Below are 18,030 nucleotides of genomic sequence, written 5' to 3' on the forward strand. Positions count from 1 at the left end.
TCTGCGGGTTCTACGCGAGTCCGTCGATCGCCGCCCAGCCCCACACCGGCAGGCGCGCCGCCCGGCGTTTGGTCATGCCGCCCAGCGCGATGACCGGGAGCGGCGCGCGGCGGGCGAGCAGCAGGAAGCGGACCGGCCCGAGGACAGGTGCGCCGGGATGCGAGCGGGTGGGGAAGACTGGCGAGAGCAGGATGGCGCAAGCCCGCGCACGGACAGCCGCGCCGATTTCGGCAAGCGAATGGGCAGTGGCCAGATGCAAACCTGGGCGCAGGCCGGAGCCTCGGCCCAGATCGCGCGGTGCGCCGTAGTGCCCATCCGCGCGCCAGCCGCGCGCTTCCCCGGCGGTAATGACCAGCACGCCGCGCCGGGCGCAAAGCCGCCGCAGCGCCTCGAAACGCGCGCGGCGGGCAGCGGGCGGGAGGTGATAGTGCCGGAACACCAGCGCGCTGCCGCGCGGCATGCGCGAAATCGCCCATTCCAGCCGATGATCGTTGCGCGCATCGGTGAGCAGGACGACCCGCGGGACAGGATGACACCGGCGCATGCCGCGCCTATAGCACCGCGCCATGACCGATCCAGAGGCCGCATTGGCCGCCATGACCCCGCTTGCCGCCATCCGCGAGCGCATCGCCCACACCGCCGCCATCGCCCGCCGCAAAGCGGAGGACGTGACGCTGGTCGCCGTATCCAAGATGCACCCGGTCGAGGCGATCCTGCCGCTGATTGCCGAAGGGCAGCGCGTGTTCGGCGAGAACCGCGTGCAGGAGGCCGACGCCAAGTGGCCCGCGCTGCAGGAAGCCAACCCGGATCTGCAATTGCACCTTGTCGGCCAGCTTCAGTCCAACAAGGCGGAAGAGGCGGTGCGGCGCTTCGACTGCATCCATTCGCTCGACCGGCTTTCGCTGCTGACTGCCCTTGCCCGCGCGATGGACAAGACCGGCCGCCGCGTGCCGCTGTTCGTGCAGGTCAATATCGGCGACGAGGCCCAGAAGGGCGGCTGCGCGGTTGCCGACCTGCCCGCGCTGCTCGCCGAAGCGCGCGCTGCCGATCTGCCGGTGATGGGTTTGATGTGCGTGCCGCCCGCCGGGATCGAGGCAGCACCGTTCTTCGCGCTCCTCGCCAAGCTGGCGGACGACCATGGCCTGGCCAGCCGCTCGATGGGCATGAGCGACGATTTCGAGACCGCCGTGATGCTGGGCGCGACGCATATCCGCGTCGGCTCGGCGCTGTTCGGCGCGCGCGGCTGAAGGCAGGCGAAGCGCTGCGCGGGAGGCCCCCCGCGCAGCGCCGCTCATCAGAAGTCGGCGTTCACTTCGATGCCGAGCACCCGGCCGCGCGCCAGCGGCGAGAAGGTGCCCGCCTTGGGGTTCTGGCCGAACGGCTGATCCACTCCGGTCGAGAGCGGGCCACCGAAGACCGGAATCTGCGCCGCCGTGCCCAGCTGCGTATCACCGCCATGCTGGACCTGATCGAGCAGGTTGCGACCATAGACCGTGAAGGTCAGCCCCCCGGTCTTGTAGCTGAGCGAGGCGTCGAGGTTGTCTGACGCAGTGATCCAGCCGAAGTTGTTGTCGGTATAGGCGAAGCGGTCGCGGTGCTGGAAATTGGCCCGTGCGACGATCGCCTTGCCGCTGCTCAGCTTGAAATCGCCGACCACGCCGAAGCCATAGGTCCACTGCGGGGTACGCGGCAGCGCCAGTGCCTTGTCCGCCGCATCGACCTTGCCGTCGCTCGAGATGTCGAACAGCACATCAGTATAGCGGGCGTTGATGTAGCCGAAGTTCGCGGTGAGCAGGAAGTGCTTGCCCAGCGCGTAGCGGCCCTCGCCTTCGATACCGTCGATGCGCGCGTCAGCCGTGTTGAAGATCGACTGCGCCACACCAGCTGCCGAACCCTCGTTCACTTCACGCTGCATGTTGCCGACCTCGGTGCGGAAGGCCGCGAGGTTCAGCGTCAGCTTGCGATCGGGTGAGCGGTACTTCACGCCGAGCTCGAAGCTATCGACCTGCTCCTCATCGAACGAGAGACCGCGTGTAGCGGCAACCGCTTCGAAGGCGCGGGCGTTGGTGATGCGGAAGTTGTAGCCACCCGAACGGAAGCCGCGGGTCCAGTTGCCATAGGCCTGTGCGTCGCTGTTGAACTTGTACTGGAAGCCGAGCTTGGGGCTCCAGTTCTCCCACGAACGCTTGTCCTTGAAGCCGTTGTTCTCGTTGGGGATCAGCGAGTTGGTGCCCGAGGTGGGGCAGGTCCCGGCTACGACCGAGCAGCTGGTGCGAGGGCGAATGTAGGTCACCGCCACGTCCTTGGTCTCGCGCGACCAGCGGATGCCCGCCGTCAGGGTCAGCTTGTCGGTCGCGGCAAAGTCACCCGAGGCGAACAGGCCGAGCACGTCATGATCCTGCCGGCCGCCGCCGATCTGCGTCAGCGGGCTGATGAAGCTCGGGAAGAAGCGCAGTTCATCGTACCTGAGGTCCTGCGTGAACCAGAACCCGCCTGCGGTGAAATCGAGCGCGCCAAAGCGGTTGTTGTAGCGGATTTCATCCGAATACTGGCGCTGCTTGAACAGGGTGTTCGAGTGGAAGACGAACACGGGCTTGGCATCGATATCGCCGCCGGTCGCCGCGTCGAAATCGCGGAAGCCGAAGATGTTGGTGATCTTGCCGGTGCCGACGTCGATTTCGGTCTTGTGCGTCGCGAACCAGGTGCGGTTGCGGTAGAAACCGCGATTGTCGACCGCAAAATCGAAGGTGTCGCGCTTGTAGACGCCGTGGTTCTGGGCCGCCGGGCCATCACCATCGCTGTTGAAGTATTCCACCTTGGCGACCATGCGGATGCCGTCCGTCGGCAGGAATTCCAGCGCGCCGCGCACGATCTGGGTCTCCGCTTTGCCGAAGTTGCGGCCATCGTAGAGGTTCTTGAAGTAGCCCTCATCCTTGTTGACGTAGGCGCCGACCTTGAAGTTGAGCACGTCCTTGATCAGCGGACCCGACACCACGCCCTGCATGGCGAAGTTACCGCTGCCGCGTCCGGAATCGACCGGACCTTCGTAGAAGGCGCGGAAATTGGCTCGCACATCCGGTGTCGGATCCCCGGTATTGATCAGCACCGCGCCGCCGGTGGTGTTGCGGCCATAGAGAATACCCTGGGGCCCACGCGCAACCTCGACCGAGCCGAGATCGAACACATCGAACACGAGGCCGCTGTTGACGCCGATGTAGACGCCATCGACGAAGACGCCGACCGTGGGATCGATCGAGGGGATCGAGCTGTTCACGCCAAGGCCGCGGATCGAGAAGTTTGCCGTGCCGCGCGAGGTGCCGACCTGATCGAGCGAAACGTTGGGCGCGCTATAGGTCAGGGTCTGGAGATCGCGCACCTGCAGCGCCTGCAGGCTCTTCGCGTTGAAGGCGGTAATCGCAAGAGGGACGTTCTGGACGTTCTCGACGTCCTTCTTCTTGGTGGCGGTCACGATGATGTCCGCGTTGAGCACGTCGATCGACGATTGCTCCTCTTCCTGCGCAGCCTCTTGCGCCTGGGCGACGCCCGGACCGAAAGCTGATAGCGCAGCGGCAAGCGCGAGGGCGCTGAACCCGCCGGAAATTCCACGTGCGACCTTGTTTGTTCTGGTTGGCATTCACTGCTCCCGTCTTTGTTGGGGCGCTGTCAATGACAACTGATTGCAGCAATTCAATACGTTTTACCCGAAGCAACAATACCTTACATGGCAGCCTCAGGGCGTTTACATGCGGGCGCCTTGCGTCGGCAGCGGCACGCATGTGATCGGAGCACCACCTGTTTGCGCCGTCCGCTCTTGCGCTGCCAACCGGTTCACGGCGGCTTAAGGCGCAGATCCCTTATGGCCGGACATGGCCCGCACGCACCACATCCTCAACGCCGCCAGCAACCTCCTCGGCATCTCGCTGCTGCTCATTGCGGGGCTCAGGATATCCGACAGCGGCGGCAAGACCATGGCGGACGAGATCGCGTGGATGTCGGCCGCCGGTTTTTCGATCAGTTGCTTCTTTTCCTACCTCGCCCTGCGCGAGGGGCCGCGCGCCGAGGTCTATGAGGCTGTGGCGGACCGGAGCTTTCTGGTCGGCCTCGCCACGCTGGTTGTCGCGGTCGGCGTGCTTGGGATGGCCACCAGCTTGCGCTGACGGCAGCTAGCCGTGATGCTTGGTGAGTTCGTCACCGCTCAGGGTGACCATGTGCAGCAGGTTGGTCGAACCCGGAGTACCGAAGGGCACGCCCGCCAGCGCGATGAGCCGCGATCCGGCTGTGCCGAACGCGTGGCGAAGGGCCATGCGCTTGCCCTTGGCGATCATCTCCTCGAAGCTGCCGATATCCTTGGTGGCGACGGCATGCGCGCCCCATAGCAGGCCAAGCCTGCGCGCGGTGAGGGTGGATGGCGTGAGCACGAGCATCGGCACGCCCGGCCGTTCGCGCGCGACGCGCCGCGCAGTGGAGCCGGAGCCGGTGAACACGATGATCCCCGCAATCGGCAGCGCCTTGGCAATGCTGGCGCAAGCTTCGGCGAGCGCGTCGGCAGTAGTGGGATCGGGGCGCGTTTCGATGAAGTGGACGCGCGCAGCATAGCCGGGGTCGTTCTCGACCTCGCTTGCGATGCGGTCCATGATCGTGACGGCTTCTTCGGGCCACGCGCCGGCAGCGGTCTCGGCCGAGAGCATCACCGCATCGGCGCCGTCATAGACCGCGTTGGCAACGTCGGACACTTCGGCGCGGGTTGGCGTCGGGCTTTCGATCATCGATTCGAGCATCTGGGTCGCGACGACGACCGGCTTGCCCTCGCGCCGCGCCTTCTCGACGATGCGCTTCTGCAGCGGCGGGACCTGTTCGGGATTGAGTTCGACGCCGAGATCGCCGCGCGCGACCATCAGGCCGTCAGCGAGTTCGAGGATCTCGTCGAGCCGCGAAATCGCCGCGGGCTTTTCGATCTTGGCCATGAGCGCGCCGTAGCCGCCCATCAGGCGGCGCGCTTCGGCGACGTCTTCGGGCCGCTGCACGAAAGACAGCGCGATCCAGTCCGCGCCCTGGCTGACCGCGAACGCGAGGTCGCGGCGGTCCTTATCGGTCATCGCCGGGACCGGAATGACCGCATCGGGCACATTAACGCCCTTGCGATCGGAGATCACGCCGCCGACTTCGGCCGAGCAGAGGATCTCGTTTTCGTCGGCACGGATCACGCGCAGCCGCAGCTTGCCATCGTCGATCAGCAGGCGCTGGCCGGGCTGCAGGATACCGAAAAGTTCGGGATGCGGCAGCTGGACGCGGTTTTCATCGCCCAGTTCGGGATTGCGATCGAGCGTGAAGTGGCCCGAATGGCGAATCACCGCGCGGCCATCCTTGAACTGGCCGACGCGCAGCTTGGGGCCCTGCAGATCGCACAGCACGGTAATCGGCCGGTTGACCTTGCGCTCCAGCGCGCGAATCGCGGCGATTGTCTCGGCATGAACGGCATGCTCGCCGTGGCTCATGTTGACGCGGAAGGCATCCGCCCCGGCGCGGAACAGCTTCTCAAGCATCTCCGGCGACCGGCTGGCCGGCCCGACAGTGGCAAGGATCTTTACCTTGCGGCCACGGGGATCCAGTTTTGCCACGTCCATCACCTCGAATTGAATGCGCCCGCCGTATGGCCTACCTACCTGCAAAACCCAAGGACGAACCCAATGGATACGAATGCAGAAATCGCATCAACCGATGCCCTGGATAAACTCCCCGATTCCGTGGCTGCCGCCGCGTTCCGCCGCCTTGTCAGGCACTTGCGCCATCGGCACGACGCGCAGAATATCGAACTGATGGGCCTTGCCGGCTTTTGCCGCAACTGCCTGGCCGACTGGATCATCGATGCCGGCGCCCCGCTCGACAAGACCGCCGCGCGTGAGGTGATCCACGGGCTGCCCGCCGCCGAGTGGAAGGCGCGGTACCAGACCGAAGCCTCGCCCGAGCAGCTGGCCCGCATGGCCGAAAGCATGAAGCGCAACGCGCCGGGGCACTGAGGTACACACAAGAAAAAGGGCGCCGGGATGGTCCCGACGCCCTTTTTCTGTTTGAGCAGAAAGGCTTAGCGCTTCGAGAACTGGAAGCTCTTGCGCGCCTTGGCCTTGCCGTACTTCTTGCGTTCGACAACGCGCGGGTCGCGGGTCAGGAACCCGGCAGCCTTGACCGCGCTGCGCAGCGCCGGCTCGAACTTGGTCAGCGCCGTCGAAATGCCGTGCTTGACCGCGCCGGCCTGACCCGAAAGTCCGCCGCCCTTGACGGTGGCGACGACGTCATACTGACCCGAACGGTCAGCGACTTCGAACGGCTGGTTGATGACGAGACGCAGGGTCGGACGTGCGAAGTACACTTCCTGATCGCGGCCGTTGACGGTGATCTTGCCCGAGCCGGGCTTGATCCACACGCGGGCAACGGCGTCCTTGCGGCGGCCGGTGGCGTAGGAACGGCCCTGGGCGTCAACTTCACGCTCGCGCAGCGGCGCGGCGGGGCCGGTGGGCGCACGGGGCGCTTCGGGCGCGTCCGAAACAGCGGTGGTAGCGGCGGGAGCAGCCGAGGTCAGATCCTTGAGATCCGCGAGGCTGGAGACGGTATCGGTTTCAGACATGTCTTACGCACCCACCTTGTTCTTGCGGTTCATCGAGGCGACATCGAGCGCTTCGGGCTGGGTACCGGCATGCGGATGTTCGCTGCCGGCATAGAGATGCAGCGCGCGCATCTGCGCACGGCCGAGAGGGCCACGCGGGATCATGCGCTCAACGGCCTTTTCCAGCACGCGCTCGGGGAAGCGACCGTTGAGGACCTTGTCCGCGGTGACTTCCTTGATGCCGCCGGCATAACCGGTGTGCTTGTAGTAGATCTTGTCCTTGAGCTTGTTGCCCGTCAGCTTCACCTTGTCGGCGTTGATCACGACAACGTGATCGCCGCAATCGACGTGCGGGGTGTAGCTCGGCTTGTGCTTGCCGCGCAGGTGATTGGCGATGATCACCGCGAGACGGCCGACAACGAGGCCATCGGCATCAATGAGATGCCACTTCTTTTCCACCTCGGCCGGCTTAATCGACCGGGTGATTTTCGTGAGCGCCTTCATGGCTGAAACCCATCCTACGGAATGTGATACGCCATGATCAGGCCGAAGCCCGACGATTGGCGAGGAAGGGCGCCTTTGTTGCAAACATCGCAAAGAGTCAAGCAAACCGCAGGTTTTGAGAGAGGTAAAATAATACCTTGCCGTTAAACCTGTTTCCCGAGCCGGTGCGCGCCCCATGCCGTGCAGACCACAAGCAGCGCGCCGGTGAGCTGGTGGAGGACGGCGATCCAGATCGTCACACCGCTCATCACCGTCGCGATGCCAAGCGCGATCTGGGTGCCGAAGGCGCTGTGGATCGCAACCGAAACCGGGCGAGCGCCGCCGCGGCGCAGCTTGCGGCCCATGACGACGAGGACAGCGACGACCGCCCATGCCCACCAGCGATGGATGAAGTGGACGAGGTAGGGATCGGAGAACAAGGCATGGACCGCACCCAGTGACCATTCGATCCCTGCCGGAAAGAAAGCGCCCTGCATCAGCGGCCAGACATCCCAGTTGAACCAGCCGCCGCCCGCCACGGTGCCCGCGCGCATGCCCGCCAGCAATGCACCATAGAACAGCTGCACCAGCAGCATGGCGAGGGCCAGCGCGGCAAAGCCCGTCAGCCGCGCGCGCGGTTCGCCCCGCGCCAGCGCGCGCAGATCGAGCATGGTCCAGATGACCCCTGCCAGCGTGGTCAGCGCAACAAGAAGATGCGCGGCGAGGCGAAAGTGGCTGACCTTCACGTCGTGTGCGATGCCGGACTTCACCATCCACCAGCCGATCGCCCCCTGCAGCGCACCGAGCGCGAGGAGCGCGAACAGGCGCGGCTTGTAGCCCGCAGGGATCTGCCCGCGCAGCCAGAACCACGCGAGCGGCAGCGCAAAGGCCATGCCGATCGCGCGGGCCAGCAGGCGGTGGACCCATTCCCAGAAGAAGATGAACTTGTAGGTCGCCAGCGTCATGCCGGCAGGGCCGTTGACCAGCACGTATTGCGGGGTCTGGCGGTATTTGGCAAACTCGGCCTGCCAGTCCGCCTCGGTCAGCGGCGGCAGCGCGCCCGAAACGGGCTTCCATTCGGTGATCGACACCCCAGATTCGGTCAACCGGGTAATGCCGCCAACCACCACGATGGCGATGATCATCAACGCGACGACGAGCAGCCAGCGGGACAGCGCGAGCGGCGCGGGAGCGCGCTCAAGGGAACGGGTCGGGGCCATGGCAACAGCATCCATGGGCGCGCATCTGCTCGCGGGGCGGGCGAAACGCAAGCGCCAAAGGGGGCATACCGATAGGGGTTGCACCGGAGTTCGCCTTTAGCATTGCGTTATGTGATACTATTACATATAGCGACTGCCATGACCGACCGCTCCGACTCTACGCCTGAAATGCTGCGCGGCCGGTTTGATCGGCTGGGCGTGCTGATCAGCGGCCTGTGCATGGTTCACTGCGTGGCGGGGCTGTTCCTGATCGGCGTGCTGGGGCTTGGCGGCGGCGTGCTGCTTGATCCCGCGATCCATCGCTTCGGGCTGGTGGCCGCCTTCCTCGTCGGGATGTTCACGATCGGCGCGGGCGCGCTGCGCCATGGGCACCGGCTGCCGCTGGCGCTCGGCACCACCGGCCTGGCCCTGATGGCCGCCGCGATTGCCAGCGACCACGGCACGTCCGAGGCGATGCTGACCATCTGCGGCGTGCTGCTGGTTGCCTCCGCGCATATCGTGAACCTGCGCCGCAACACCTGCTGACAGCTTGCGCACGGCGGTGTGGGCGCTAAAGCCCGCGGTATGTCCACCGATACAGCAGCGACTCTCACCCTTACTATCAACGGCGAACCCCGCCGCGCCGCGCCCGGCTCGATCGCCGATCTTGTACGCAGCCTCGAGCTGGATCCCGCCAAGGTTGCGGTCGAGCGCAATGGCGAAATCGTGCCCCGCTCGACGTTGGCGACAGTGCAGATCGCCGACGGCGACGTGTTCGAGATCGTACACTTCGTCGGCGGCGGGCAGGATGACGATACCTGGCCAGAAGACACCTGGACTGTTGCGGGCCGCACCTTCCGCTCTCGGCTGATCGTCGGCACCGGCAAGTACAAGGACTTTGCGCAAAACGCGGCGGCGGTAGAGGCTTCAGGCGCGGAGATCGTAACCGTGGCGGTGCGCCGCGTAAACGTCAGCGATCCCAAGGCGCCGATGCTGACCGATTACATCGATCCGAAGAAGATCACCTACCTGCCCAACACCGCCGGCTGCTTCACCGCCGAGGACGCGATCCGCACGCTGCGGCTGGCGCGCGAGGCGGGCGGCTGGGATCTGGTGAAGCTCGAAGTGCTGGGCGAGGCGCGCACGCTCTATCCCAACATGATCGAGACCATCCGCGCGACCGAAGTGCTGGCCAAGGAAGGCTTTCTGCCGATGGTCTACTGCGTCGACGATCCGATCGCCGCCAAGCAGCTTGAGGATGCAGGCGCCGTCGCGGTCATGCCGCTGGGCGCGCCGATCGGCTCTGGCCTCGGCATCCAGAACCGCGTGACGATCCGCCTGATCGTCGAAGGCGCCAAAGTGCCGGTGCTCGTCGATGCAGGCGTGGGCACCGCGAGCGATGCCGCGGTCGCGCTGGAACTCGGCTGCGATGGCGTGCTGATGAACACCGCCATCGCCGAAGCCAAGGACCCGATTCGCATGGCCCGCGCGATGAAGGCCGCAGTCGAAGCCGGGCGCGATGCCTACCTTGCGGGGCGGATGGGCACACGCAAGTATGCCGATCCGTCGAGCCCGCTGGCAGGGCTTATCTAAGCCCGCGCTGCGGGGCGACCGGCTCAGCCGGCAACCCCCGCAGCCGCCAGCACCGCCAGCGTCAGGATATCGGGCGCGATCGAGGTCATGGCCGCGATCTGGACGGGCTTTTCCATGCCGATCAGCATCGGGCCGATCACCGCATTGCCCGCGAGTTCGCGCAGCAGCTTGGCGGAGATGTTGGCCGATTGCAGGCCGGGCATGATCAGCACGTTGGCCGGGCCAGAAAGGCGGCTGAACGGATAGCTTGCCATGACCTTGGGATTGAGCGCGGCATCGGGCGCCATTTCGCCTTCGTACTCGAAATTGGGCTTCTGCTCGTCGAGGATGGCGACCGCGCCGCGAATCTCATCCAACCAGCGCCCGCTCGGATTGCCGAAGGTGGAGTAGGACAGGAACGCGACGCGCGGTTCGTGCCCCATTCGGCGGGCGACGGCAGCAGTTTCGGTCGCGATATGCGCAAGCTCCGCCGCGTTCGGCCGCTCGTTCACCGTCGTATCGGCGAGGAACACGGTGTAGTTCTTCGCGATCATCATGTGAATGCCGAACGGCAGGTGGCCGGGCTTCGGATCGAGCACCTGGCGCACTTCCTTGATCGTCTGCGCGAAGGTGCGGGTCATGCCCGAGATCATCGCATCACCGTGGCCCAGCGCGACGAGCAGCGAGGCGAACACGTTGCGATCCTGATTGACCATGCGCCGCACGTCGCGCTCCATGAAGCCGCGCCGCTGCAACCGCTCGTAGAGGTAGGTCACCATTTCCGGCACGAGCGGCGAGACCGCCGAGTTGTGGATCTCGAAGCTGGAGGGATCGCCCACGCCGAGTTCGGTGAGGAGATCGCAGACCGCCTTGGTGCGGCCGACGAGCACCGGCGTGCCATAGCCGAAATCGCGGTACTGGATCGCCGCGCGCAGCACGACTTCGTTCTCCGCCTCGGCAAACACGACGCGCTTGGGGTTTTCCTTGACCTGCTGGTAGACGCTGGTGAGCGCGCCGGTGGTCGGATTGAGGCGGGCCTTCAACTCGGTGCGGTAGGCGTCGAAATCCTCGATCGGCTTTTGCGCCACGCCCGATTCCATCGCCGCCTTGGCGACGGCGGAGGAGACGACTTCCATGAGACGCGGATCGAACGGCGCGGGGATGATGTAGTCGAGCCCGAAAGTGTGGTTCTGGCCATAGGCGGCAGCCACTTCCTCGGGCACCGATTCGCGCGCCAGTTCGGCGATGGCGCGCGCGGCGGCGATCTTCATTTCCTCGTTGATTGCGGTGGCCCGCACATCGAGCGCGCCGCGGAAGATGAAGGGAAAGCCGAGCACGTTGTTGACCTGGTTCGGATAGTCCGAACGGCCCGTCGCCACGATGCAATCGGGACGCGCCGCCTTGGCTTCGGGCGGGGTGATTTCCGGATCCGGGTTGGCCATCGCGAAGATGATCGGCTGCGGCGCCATCTTCTTGACCATCGCCTGCGTGACGGCGCCTTCGACCGAAAGGCCGAGGAAGATGTCAGCCCCTTCCATCGCTTCTTCCAGCGTGCGGTGCGGGGTATCGATGGCGTGGGCAGACTTGAACTGGTCGATCCCCGCACGGCCAACGTAAATCACGCCCTTGCTGTCGCACATGGTGACGTTGGTGTGCCGCACGCCCATCGCCTTGATCAGCGCGGTGCAGGCAATTGCCGCCGCGCCCGCACCGTTCACCACGACCTTCACGTCGGCCAGGTTGCGCCCGGTGAGGAAGCAGGCGTTGAGCAGGCCGGCGGCGGAAATGATCGCGGTGCCGTGCTGGTCATCGTGCATCACCGGGATCTTGAGACGTTCTTTCAGCGCCTGCTCGATGATGAAGCACTCGGGCGCCTTGATGTCCTCGAGGTTGATGCCGCCGAAGCTCGGCTCCATCAGCGTCACCGCATCGATGAACGCCTGCGGGTCCTCGGTCGCGAGTTCGATGTCGATCGAATCGACGTCGGCGAAGCGCTTGAACAGCACCGCCTTGCCTTCCATCACCGGCTTCGAAGCGAGCGCGCCGAGGTTGCCGAGACCGAGGATGGCCGTGCCGTTGGAGATCACCGCAACGAGGTTGCCCTTGGCGGTATAGTCATAGGCGGCGGCCGGATTCTCGGCGATAACGCGGACCGGCACGGCAACGCCCGGCGAATAGGCAAGGCTGAGGTCGCGCTGCGTCGCCATCGGCTTCGAGGCGATGATCTCGATCTTTCCGGGGCGAATCGTGTTGTGGTAGAACAGCGCTTCACGTTCGGTGAAGCGGACATTGCTCTCGTCAGTCATCGTATCCCCCATCGGCGCGCGCGGCGTACTGGCCCGGCTGCATCCCCATGGCAAGATGGCTTGCCTGGGGGCGCGCGCCGCGGGCACTGTGTGATTACAAGTCTTTAGAGCGCCACTTCGGAAAACCCAAGGGCCGGACGGCGAAAAGCAGGCTGCGGCCTTCCTGCCAGACAAGCTGGAGCCGCGAATCCGGGTGGCGCGGCAGCCCGGTATCGATCAGCCATACGTAATCGACCCGCTCGATCGGGGCATATTTCAGCGCGGTATCGACGCTGCGCATGCGGCCGCCCTGACAGGCGCGCGACCACACGAATTCAGACGGATCGGCGGTGAAATTGCGCCCCGGACGGAAGCGCGGGATCACCATGTGCAGCCCGGGCACCGCCCAGTTGTCGTTGACCCAGGCCTGCCGGTAGAGCCCGGCCAGGCTGGCGAGATGGTCACGGCGGGTGTTGCGCCATGATTCCTCGATGCAGGAATGCTCGACGAAGGCGAGGACCCGGCTGCCGGGTTCGACATGATGGAGCGCCGAGAGCTGCTTGCGATAGTCGTCGGCATAGTCGGCAAAGCTGGCCCCGGTGACGATAAGCCGCGTGCCGAGCAGCAGCGCGCCGGCCAAAGCGATCATCCGCGCGCGTTCCAGCGGAACGTGGCTCCAGTCCTGCAGTCCGAGCGCGAGCATGCAGGCAACCGGCAGCAGGCGCACATCGACAAAGGCGCTGCCGTTGATATCGCTGGGGATCGCGATGAACAGCAGGAAGACGAGGAGGCCCGGAAGGCCCAGCTGCCACTTCCAGCGCGCACCGAGCACCCAGCCGAACAGGATGAGCGCGAAGCAGGCAATCGTCGTCGCCCCATCCAGCAGCAGCGACTGGTCGCGCAGGGTGAGCACGAAATACCAGGCCTTCTGATCCCAGCGCCAGCGGTTCATGCTGCGCGCAGGATCGGGCGAGAAATACTTCCACAGCAGGATCGTCACCACCGTGGCAATCAGCGGCCAGCACAGGATCAACAGCCGCTTGGCAATCGCGCGCCAGTCCTGCTCATCCCGCAAGCGCCGCCACTCGGACGGGTGCCACCAACCGGCGGGCAGGCGATCCAGCTCGCGGCCCAGCGCATTGGCGCCGACCAGCAGGCCCAGCAGCAGGCCGCCGATGGCATGGCACAGCAGGGCAATCGGCTGTGCGGCGATCAGCAGCGCTGCACGCTGCTTCGGCTTGTCTTCCAGCCAGACCGCCGCAGCAAAGGCCATCAGCGAAAGACCGGTGGCGAGGATGTAGTTGAGAAAGCCTGTGAGCAGCGGGAAGCTGAACACGAACATCAGCGCCCAGGGCGCGCCGTGCCCACCCTTGGGATTGAGCACGCGGATCGTGGCGAGGCAGCCGCCGGCAAAGAGGCCTGTCGCCAGCACCGTGCTCCACCAGCCCGCCGCCAGAATGCCGAACTGCGCGCCGATCAGCTTCGCCAGCACATCGCCGCCGATGTTGAGCGTGAAGACCCACTTCCACGAGAAGTACTTGAGCAGCGGATTGCCCGGACGCGCCGCCTCGATCGCGGCGGCGCCCATGTGGCCGGGAACGTCGATCAGCGGCGGCACTTCGACCAGCGCGAACGGCAGGCATACCAGCACGACGATGACGATGATCCCGGGCGCACTGAGCCAAGGGAGCGCCAGCACGCGCTCCCACACCCCCCGCAGGCTCATGGCCAAAGTTTTCTCGCGGACCTGCATCAACCCCAGCTCACTTTCGCATCGGTGCCGGTCGGAAGGATCGAAATGATCATCCCTCTGGCCCCCTGGAAGCACCCGCCTCCCAAGAACCCTTGAAGCATCCGCCCAGCCCATGCCCGGACCATTTACGACTTGAAGTGTCGATATCCGGTGTCGATCATTTGAGAAACCTGCGCGCGTGGTCTAGCCACGGCGGCTGTGAGCTCCCATGCCCCAACTCCGATGATGGCGCAATATCTTGCGCTGAAGCAGCAGGCCGAAGGCTGCTTGCTGTTCTACCGCATGGGCGATTTCTTCGAGCTGTTCTTCGAAGATGCGAAGATCGCCGCCAGCGTGCTTGATATTGCCCTCACCAGCCGGGGCGAACATGGCGGCGCGCCGATCCCGATGTGCGGGGTGCCGGTGCATTCGGCGGAAAGCTACCTCGCCCGCCTGATCCGCGCCGGGTGCCGCGTCGCCATCGCCGAACAGACCGAAACGCCCGAGGAAGCGCGCAAACGCGCCGGTTCCAAGGCCCTGGTGGCGCGCGATATCGTCCGCTTCGTGACGGCGGGGACGCTCACCGAAGATGCCCTGCTCGAACCGCGCCGGGCCAATGTGCTGGCGGCGGTCTGCATGGTGCGAGGGATTGCCGGTATTGCCGCCTGCGACATCTCCACCGGGCGGATGGAGCTGGAGGAATGCGCGCCCGAGGCCATCCCTGCCGCGCTTGCCCGGCTTGGCGCTACCGAGCTCGTCATGGCCGAAGATTCCGGGCTGGATCTGCCCGAGGCTGGCGAGCGCCCTGCCCGCGCCTTCGATTCGCAGCGCGGCGCGGATCGGCTGATGGCGCTGCACGGCGTTGCCACACTCGATGGCTTCGGCGCGTTCAGCCGCGCAATGCTGGCGGCGGCCGCAGGACTGATCGACTATCTCGAGCATGTCGGGCGCGGCAACCTTCCGCTGCTGCTGCCGCCGGTGGTGCGCGAGGCGGGCGCCTTCATGGCGATGGACGAGGCGACGCGCGCCAGCCTCGAAATCCTTGCCGCCAGCAGTGGCGGCCGCAAAGGCAGCCTGATCGAGGCAATCGACCGCTGCGTGACGAGCGCGGGCGCGCGGCTGCTTGCAGAAGACCTCGCCGCGCCGCTCACCAATCTTGCCGCGATCCGGGCAAGACTCGAACTCGTCAGCTGGCTGCACGACGATCCCCTGCTGCGCGGCGACTTGCGCGCCGTGCTGCGCGCCGCGCCGGATGTGGGCCGCGCGCTGGGGCGGATCGTGGCGGGCCGAGGCTCCCCGCGCGATCTTGGCCAGCTGCGCGATGGGCTGGGCGAGGCGCAGCGCCTGCAGGCGCTTCTCGCCGGGCGCGCCGACCGGCCTGCGCTGGCGGACAGCCTGATCCCCGCGCTGGGCGGGCACGGCGCGCTGATCGATCTCTTCGCCCGCGCGCTCGTCCCCGCACCGCCGACCGAGCGGACCAACGGCGGCTTCATCGCGGCAGGCTATGACGCCGCGCTCGATGCGCTGCGCGATGCGGCGGGCAACTCGCGCCGCGCCATCGCCGCGCTGGAGGCGCGCTACCGTGAGGAGACCGGGACGCCCTCGCTCAAGATCCGGCACAACGGCGTTCTGGGCTACTTCATCGAGGTGCCGGCGCGCCATGCCGATCGGCTGATGGCACCGGATAGCGGCTTCACCCACCGCCAGACCATGGCGGGCGCGGTGCGCTTCAACGCGCTGGCGCTGCATGAGGAAGCGAGCCGCATCGCCGAGGCGGGCGGACATGCGCTTGCGGCCGAGGAAGCGCATTTCGAGGACCTCACCGCCCGCGCCGTAGCCGCGCGCGAGGCGATTGCGACGACGGCGGCGGCACTTGCGCGCATCGACGTGGCAACCGGGCAGGCCGAGCGCGCGGCGGAAGGCGGCTGGTGCCTGCCGCACCTCAGCGAAGATACCGCGCTCACCATCCGTGGCGGGCGGCATCCGGTGGTGGAAGCCGCACTCGGGGCACGCGGCGAGCGCTTCGTCGCCAACGATTGCGCGCTCACCCCGCGCGACCGGCTCTGGCTGATCGGCGGGCCGAACATGGGCGGCAAGTCCACATTCCTGCGCCAGAACGCGCTGATCGTGATCCTCGCGCAGGCGGGCGGCTTCGTGCCGGCGGAGGCGGCAGAGATCGGGATCGTCGACCGCCTGTTCAGCCGCGTCGGCGCGGCGGACAATCTCGCGCGCGGGCGTTCGACCTTCATGGTCGAGATGGTCGAAACCGCCGCGATCCTCGCGCAGGCGGGCGAGCGCAGTTTCGTGATCCTCGACGAAGTGGGGCGCGGCACATCGACTTACGACGGGCTGGCGCTCGCCTGGGCAGTGGCCGAGGCCGTGCATGAAGCGAACCGTTCGCGCTGCCTCTTCGCGACGCATTACCACGAACTCGCGCGCCTCGCTGAAACCTGTGACGCACTTTCGCTCCACCACGTACGCGCACGCGAGTGGAAGGGCGATCTGGTGCTGCTGCACGAGCTTGCGGAAGGCCCGGCGGACAAGAGCTATGGCCTTGCCGTCGCGCGTCTCGCGGGGGTTCCGGCACCAGTGGTGAAGCGCGCGAAGTCTGTGCTCGACCGGCTGGAAAAGGGCCGCGCCGCGACCGGCGGGCTGGCGGCGGGGCTCGATGATCTGCCGCTGTTCGCCGCGGCGATCGAGGCGGCGGAGGAGAAGGTCGACGCGCTACGCGAGAAGCTTTCCTCCATCGACATCGATTCGCTGAGCCCCCGCGCGGCGCTCGATCTGCTCTATGATCTGAAGCGCGAACTATGAGAGTCTGGCGCGCCTTGTTGCTGGCCCTGCTGGCCAGCCTCGCGGTGCCGCTCGCCGCGAAGCCGCCCGCAAAGCCCGTCCAGCTCGATCAGGAACTCTACCGCACCGTCGTCGAACGCGTGCGCGGGGGCGAGAATTTCTACCCCGCCACGATGGCCGCGCAGCGCGAGCGGTCCTATCCGGTCCAGCCAGCGCTCGCGGTGCGCCCGCCGACGATGACCTATATGCTGGCGCTGCTGCCGAGCACGGTAACCCGCACCGCCGCGCTGATCGCGCTGCTGTTCGGCGCATTGATCGCGCTCAGGCAGAGCCTTGCGGACCGTGCTCCCGCCGAAACGCTCGCGGTCGTTGCACTGGCAGTGGCGGGGCTGTTCGGCGCGTTCTTTCCGGACAACGTCTATCTTCACGAGCAGTGGAGCGTGCTGCTCATCATGCTCTCGCTCGCCGCGCACCGGCGGCCCTGGCTCTCGGTGGGCCTTGCGCTGCTGGCCGTGCTAGTGCGCGAGACGGCGCTGGCGTGGCTCGCGGCGATCCTCCTCATGGCGCTGTGGCAGCGCGACGGGAAGCGCGCGCTCATGGCGCTCGGAGCCATCGCGCTGGCGGGCGGGCTCTGGCTGATCCACGCCCGGTTGGTGGCCGCGCAGGTTGTGCCCGGCGATCTCACCTCACCGGGCTGGGTCCGCTTTGGCGGACTGCCGCTGGTAATCGACGCGCTGCGCCGCAATCTCGTGCTGACCGGCCTGCCCGGCCCGCTGATTCTCGTGACAGTCGCCGCCTCGCTCGCCGCCATGCTGCGCTGGGGCCGCGAGATGGAGCGCACCGCCGCCATCGGCAGCGCCGGCTTTCTCGCCGCGCTCACCGTGTTCGGGCGGCCGGACAACGGCTACTGGGGCTTCATGGCCGCGCCGTTCGTGCTGCTCGGCCTGCCGCTATTGGCGCGGCAGGCGCTGCGTCGCCGTCCAGCCTAGCGGCAGCAGAGCGAAGCCGATCTGACCCGCAAGGCCGAGCAAACCGGCCGGTCTGCCCAGCGCGGCCAGCATCGCGGGTGGAGCTTGACCCAGTGCCAGCCCGAGCAGCACCTCACAAACCATCAACACCGCAAAGGCCGCAAGTCCCATCACGAGCGCCTCTACCGTCCCGGACACAGCCCACCGCCGAAGGCACCACCGCGCGAGCGGCGCGCAAGTCGCCAGCATCAGCGGGGTTTCGATGGCGACCGCAGCAAACGCACCGATGGCCGGGGCAACCAGCAGGGTCCGCACCACGCCAAACAGGAAGCCAAACCCGAAGCCGATCACACCGTAGGCGGCGCCCGCCCTTATCGCGGCAGGGCCGGTCATGGGT

The 18,030-nt window shown here is 66.5% G+C and carries 16 protein-coding genes; 7 read left to right on the top strand and 9 right to left on the bottom strand.

Annotated elements, in window-relative coordinates:
- Positions 1-10: 10 nt before the first annotated feature.
- Positions 11-544 carry a thiamine phosphate synthase gene (locus tag ACO06X_RS10525; RefSeq protein WP_421836255.1) on the bottom strand — a complete coding sequence of 178 codons (534 nt, stop codon included), beginning with the start codon at positions 542-544 and terminating at the stop codon, positions 11-13.
- 22 nt (positions 545-566) lie between these two features.
- Here ACO06X_RS10525 and ACO06X_RS10530 point away from each other — a divergent pair, with 22 nt between their 5' ends.
- On the top strand, positions 567-1,247 hold the full coding sequence (locus ACO06X_RS10530; RefSeq protein ID WP_421836256.1) for a YggS family pyridoxal phosphate-dependent enzyme: 681 nt from the start codon (positions 567-569) through the stop codon (positions 1,245-1,247).
- Positions 1,248-1,294: 47 nt separating this feature from the next.
- Here the strand turns inward: ACO06X_RS10530 and ACO06X_RS10535 are convergent, their stop codons facing one another.
- Entirely contained in the window at positions 1,295-3,634 is a 2,340-nt protein-coding gene (locus ACO06X_RS10535) for a TonB-dependent receptor (RefSeq protein WP_421836257.1), read from the bottom strand.
- Between the two features lie 232 nt (positions 3,635-3,866).
- Here ACO06X_RS10535 and ACO06X_RS10540 point away from each other — a divergent pair, with 232 nt between their 5' ends.
- Entirely contained in the window at positions 3,867-4,157 is a 291-nt protein-coding gene (locus tag ACO06X_RS10540) for a hypothetical protein (protein ID WP_298168916.1), read from the top strand.
- A 6-nt stretch (positions 4,158-4,163) separates the two neighbouring features.
- On the opposite strand, the gene pyk is transcribed toward ACO06X_RS10540, so the two are convergent.
- Positions 4,164-5,624, bottom strand: a complete 1,461-nt coding sequence (pyk, locus tag ACO06X_RS10545) for a pyruvate kinase (RefSeq protein ID WP_421836258.1) — start codon at positions 5,622-5,624, stop codon at positions 4,164-4,166.
- Between the two features lie 63 nt (positions 5,625-5,687).
- Between pyk and ACO06X_RS10550 the strand changes: the two genes are divergently transcribed.
- Positions 5,688-6,017 carry a DUF1244 domain-containing protein gene (locus ACO06X_RS10550; RefSeq protein ID WP_421836259.1) on the top strand — a complete coding sequence of 110 codons (330 nt, stop codon included), beginning with the start codon at positions 5,688-5,690 and terminating at the stop codon, positions 6,015-6,017.
- Between the two features lie 65 nt (positions 6,018-6,082).
- Here the strand turns inward: ACO06X_RS10550 and rpsI are convergent, their stop codons facing one another.
- From rpsI to ACO06X_RS10565, 3 genes are all read right to left on the bottom strand, one after another.
- Positions 6,083-6,622 (bottom strand): 30S ribosomal protein S9, encoded by a 540-nt coding sequence (rpsI, locus tag ACO06X_RS10555; RefSeq protein WP_298168967.1) that lies wholly within the window; start codon positions 6,620-6,622, stop codon positions 6,083-6,085.
- Between the two features lie 3 nt (positions 6,623-6,625).
- Entirely contained in the window at positions 6,626-7,105 is a 480-nt protein-coding gene (gene rplM / locus ACO06X_RS10560) for a 50S ribosomal protein L13 (protein ID WP_421836260.1), read from the bottom strand.
- A 143-nt stretch (positions 7,106-7,248) separates the two neighbouring features.
- On the bottom strand, positions 7,249-8,304 hold the full coding sequence (locus ACO06X_RS10565; RefSeq protein WP_421839884.1) for a COX15/CtaA family protein: 1,056 nt from the start codon (positions 8,302-8,304) through the stop codon (positions 7,249-7,251).
- Between the two features lie 138 nt (positions 8,305-8,442).
- Here ACO06X_RS10565 and ACO06X_RS10570 point away from each other — a divergent pair, with 138 nt between their 5' ends.
- Entirely contained in the window at positions 8,443-8,829 is a 387-nt protein-coding gene (locus ACO06X_RS10570) for a MerC domain-containing protein (RefSeq protein ID WP_421836261.1), read from the top strand.
- Positions 8,830-8,868: 39 nt separating this feature from the next.
- Positions 8,869-9,876: a sulfur carrier protein ThiS gene (gene thiS / locus ACO06X_RS10575; protein WP_421836262.1), complete on the top strand. Its 1,008-nt coding sequence runs from the start codon at positions 8,869-8,871 to the stop codon at positions 9,874-9,876.
- Positions 9,877-9,899: 23 nt separating this feature from the next.
- Here the strand turns inward: thiS and ACO06X_RS10580 are convergent, their stop codons facing one another.
- Together ACO06X_RS10580 and ACO06X_RS10585 are read right to left on the bottom strand one after the other, a co-directional pair.
- Positions 9,900-12,161: an NADP-dependent malic enzyme gene (locus tag ACO06X_RS10580; protein WP_421836263.1), complete on the bottom strand. Its 2,262-nt coding sequence runs from the start codon at positions 12,159-12,161 to the stop codon at positions 9,900-9,902.
- Positions 12,162-12,255: 94 nt separating this feature from the next.
- The gene (locus ACO06X_RS10585; protein WP_421836264.1) at positions 12,256-13,866 is read right to left on the bottom strand and encodes a hypothetical protein; all 1,611 of its coding nucleotides are present in this window, start codon (positions 13,864-13,866) and stop codon (positions 12,256-12,258) included.
- Positions 13,867-14,115: 249 nt separating this feature from the next.
- Here ACO06X_RS10585 and mutS point away from each other — a divergent pair, with 249 nt between their 5' ends.
- Together mutS and ACO06X_RS10595 are read left to right on the top strand one after the other, a co-directional pair.
- Positions 14,116-16,686 (top strand): DNA mismatch repair protein MutS, encoded by a 2,571-nt coding sequence (mutS, locus tag ACO06X_RS10590; protein ID WP_421836265.1) that lies wholly within the window; start codon positions 14,116-14,118, stop codon positions 16,684-16,686.
- Positions 16,683-17,654: a hypothetical protein gene (locus ACO06X_RS10595; protein ID WP_421836266.1), complete on the top strand. Its 972-nt coding sequence runs from the start codon at positions 16,683-16,685 to the stop codon at positions 17,652-17,654. The genes mutS and ACO06X_RS10595 overlap by 4 nt, the downstream gene beginning before the upstream one ends.
- Here ACO06X_RS10595 and ACO06X_RS10600 read toward each other — a convergent pair.
- Positions 17,616-18,026 carry a hypothetical protein gene (locus ACO06X_RS10600; RefSeq protein WP_421836267.1) on the bottom strand — a complete coding sequence of 137 codons (411 nt, stop codon included), beginning with the start codon at positions 18,024-18,026 and terminating at the stop codon, positions 17,616-17,618. The two genes, ACO06X_RS10595 and ACO06X_RS10600, sit on opposite strands and share 39 nt — an antisense overlap.
- Positions 18,027-18,030 lie beyond the last annotated feature (4 nt).

The organism is Novosphingobium sp. (genome assembly GCF_965229225.1).
Lineage (GTDB): Bacteria > Pseudomonadota > Alphaproteobacteria > Sphingomonadales > Sphingomonadaceae > Novosphingobium.

What these genes read in the sequence shown, in the direction of transcription:
- thiS (WP_421836262.1), top strand. Translation starts at nt 8,869, where the DNA reads ATGTCCACCGATACAGCAGCGACTCTCACCCTTACTATCAACGGCGAA.
- ACO06X_RS10600 (WP_421836267.1), bottom strand. Translation starts at nt 18,026, where the DNA reads ATGACCGGCCCTGCCGCGATAAGGGCGGGCGCCGCCTACGGTGTGATC.
- ACO06X_RS10535 (WP_421836257.1), bottom strand. Translation starts at nt 3,634, where the DNA reads ATGCCAACCAGAACAAACAAGGTCGCACGTGGAATTTCCGGCGGGTTC.
- ACO06X_RS10580 (WP_421836263.1), bottom strand. Translation starts at nt 12,161, where the DNA reads ATGACTGACGAGAGCAATGTCCGCTTCACCGAACGTGAAGCGCTGTTC.
- ACO06X_RS10565 (WP_421839884.1), bottom strand. Translation starts at nt 8,304, where the DNA reads ATGGCCCCGACCCGTTCCCTTGAGCGCGCTCCCGCGCCGCTCGCGCTG.
- rplM (WP_421836260.1), bottom strand. Translation starts at nt 7,105, where the DNA reads ATGAAGGCGCTCACGAAAATCACCCGGTCGATTAAGCCGGCCGAGGTG.
- mutS (WP_421836265.1), top strand. Translation starts at nt 14,116, where the DNA reads ATGATGGCGCAATATCTTGCGCTGAAGCAGCAGGCCGAAGGCTGCTTG.
- pyk (WP_421836258.1), bottom strand. Translation starts at nt 5,624, where the DNA reads ATGGACGTGGCAAAACTGGATCCCCGTGGCCGCAAGGTAAAGATCCTT.
- ACO06X_RS10595 (WP_421836266.1), top strand. Translation starts at nt 16,683, where the DNA reads ATGAGAGTCTGGCGCGCCTTGTTGCTGGCCCTGCTGGCCAGCCTCGCG.
- ACO06X_RS10585 (WP_421836264.1), bottom strand. Translation starts at nt 13,866, where the DNA reads ATGAGCCTGCGGGGGGTGTGGGAGCGCGTGCTGGCGCTCCCTTGGCTC.
- ACO06X_RS10525 (WP_421836255.1), bottom strand. Translation starts at nt 544, where the DNA reads ATGCGCCGGTGTCATCCTGTCCCGCGGGTCGTCCTGCTCACCGATGCG.
- ACO06X_RS10570 (WP_421836261.1), top strand. Translation starts at nt 8,443, where the DNA reads ATGACCGACCGCTCCGACTCTACGCCTGAAATGCTGCGCGGCCGGTTT.
- rpsI (WP_298168967.1), bottom strand. Translation starts at nt 6,622, where the DNA reads ATGTCTGAAACCGATACCGTCTCCAGCCTCGCGGATCTCAAGGATCTG.
- ACO06X_RS10550 (WP_421836259.1), top strand. Translation starts at nt 5,688, where the DNA reads ATGGATACGAATGCAGAAATCGCATCAACCGATGCCCTGGATAAACTC.
- ACO06X_RS10530 (WP_421836256.1), top strand. Translation starts at nt 567, where the DNA reads ATGACCGATCCAGAGGCCGCATTGGCCGCCATGACCCCGCTTGCCGCC.
- ACO06X_RS10540 (WP_298168916.1), top strand. Translation starts at nt 3,867, where the DNA reads ATGGCCCGCACGCACCACATCCTCAACGCCGCCAGCAACCTCCTCGGC.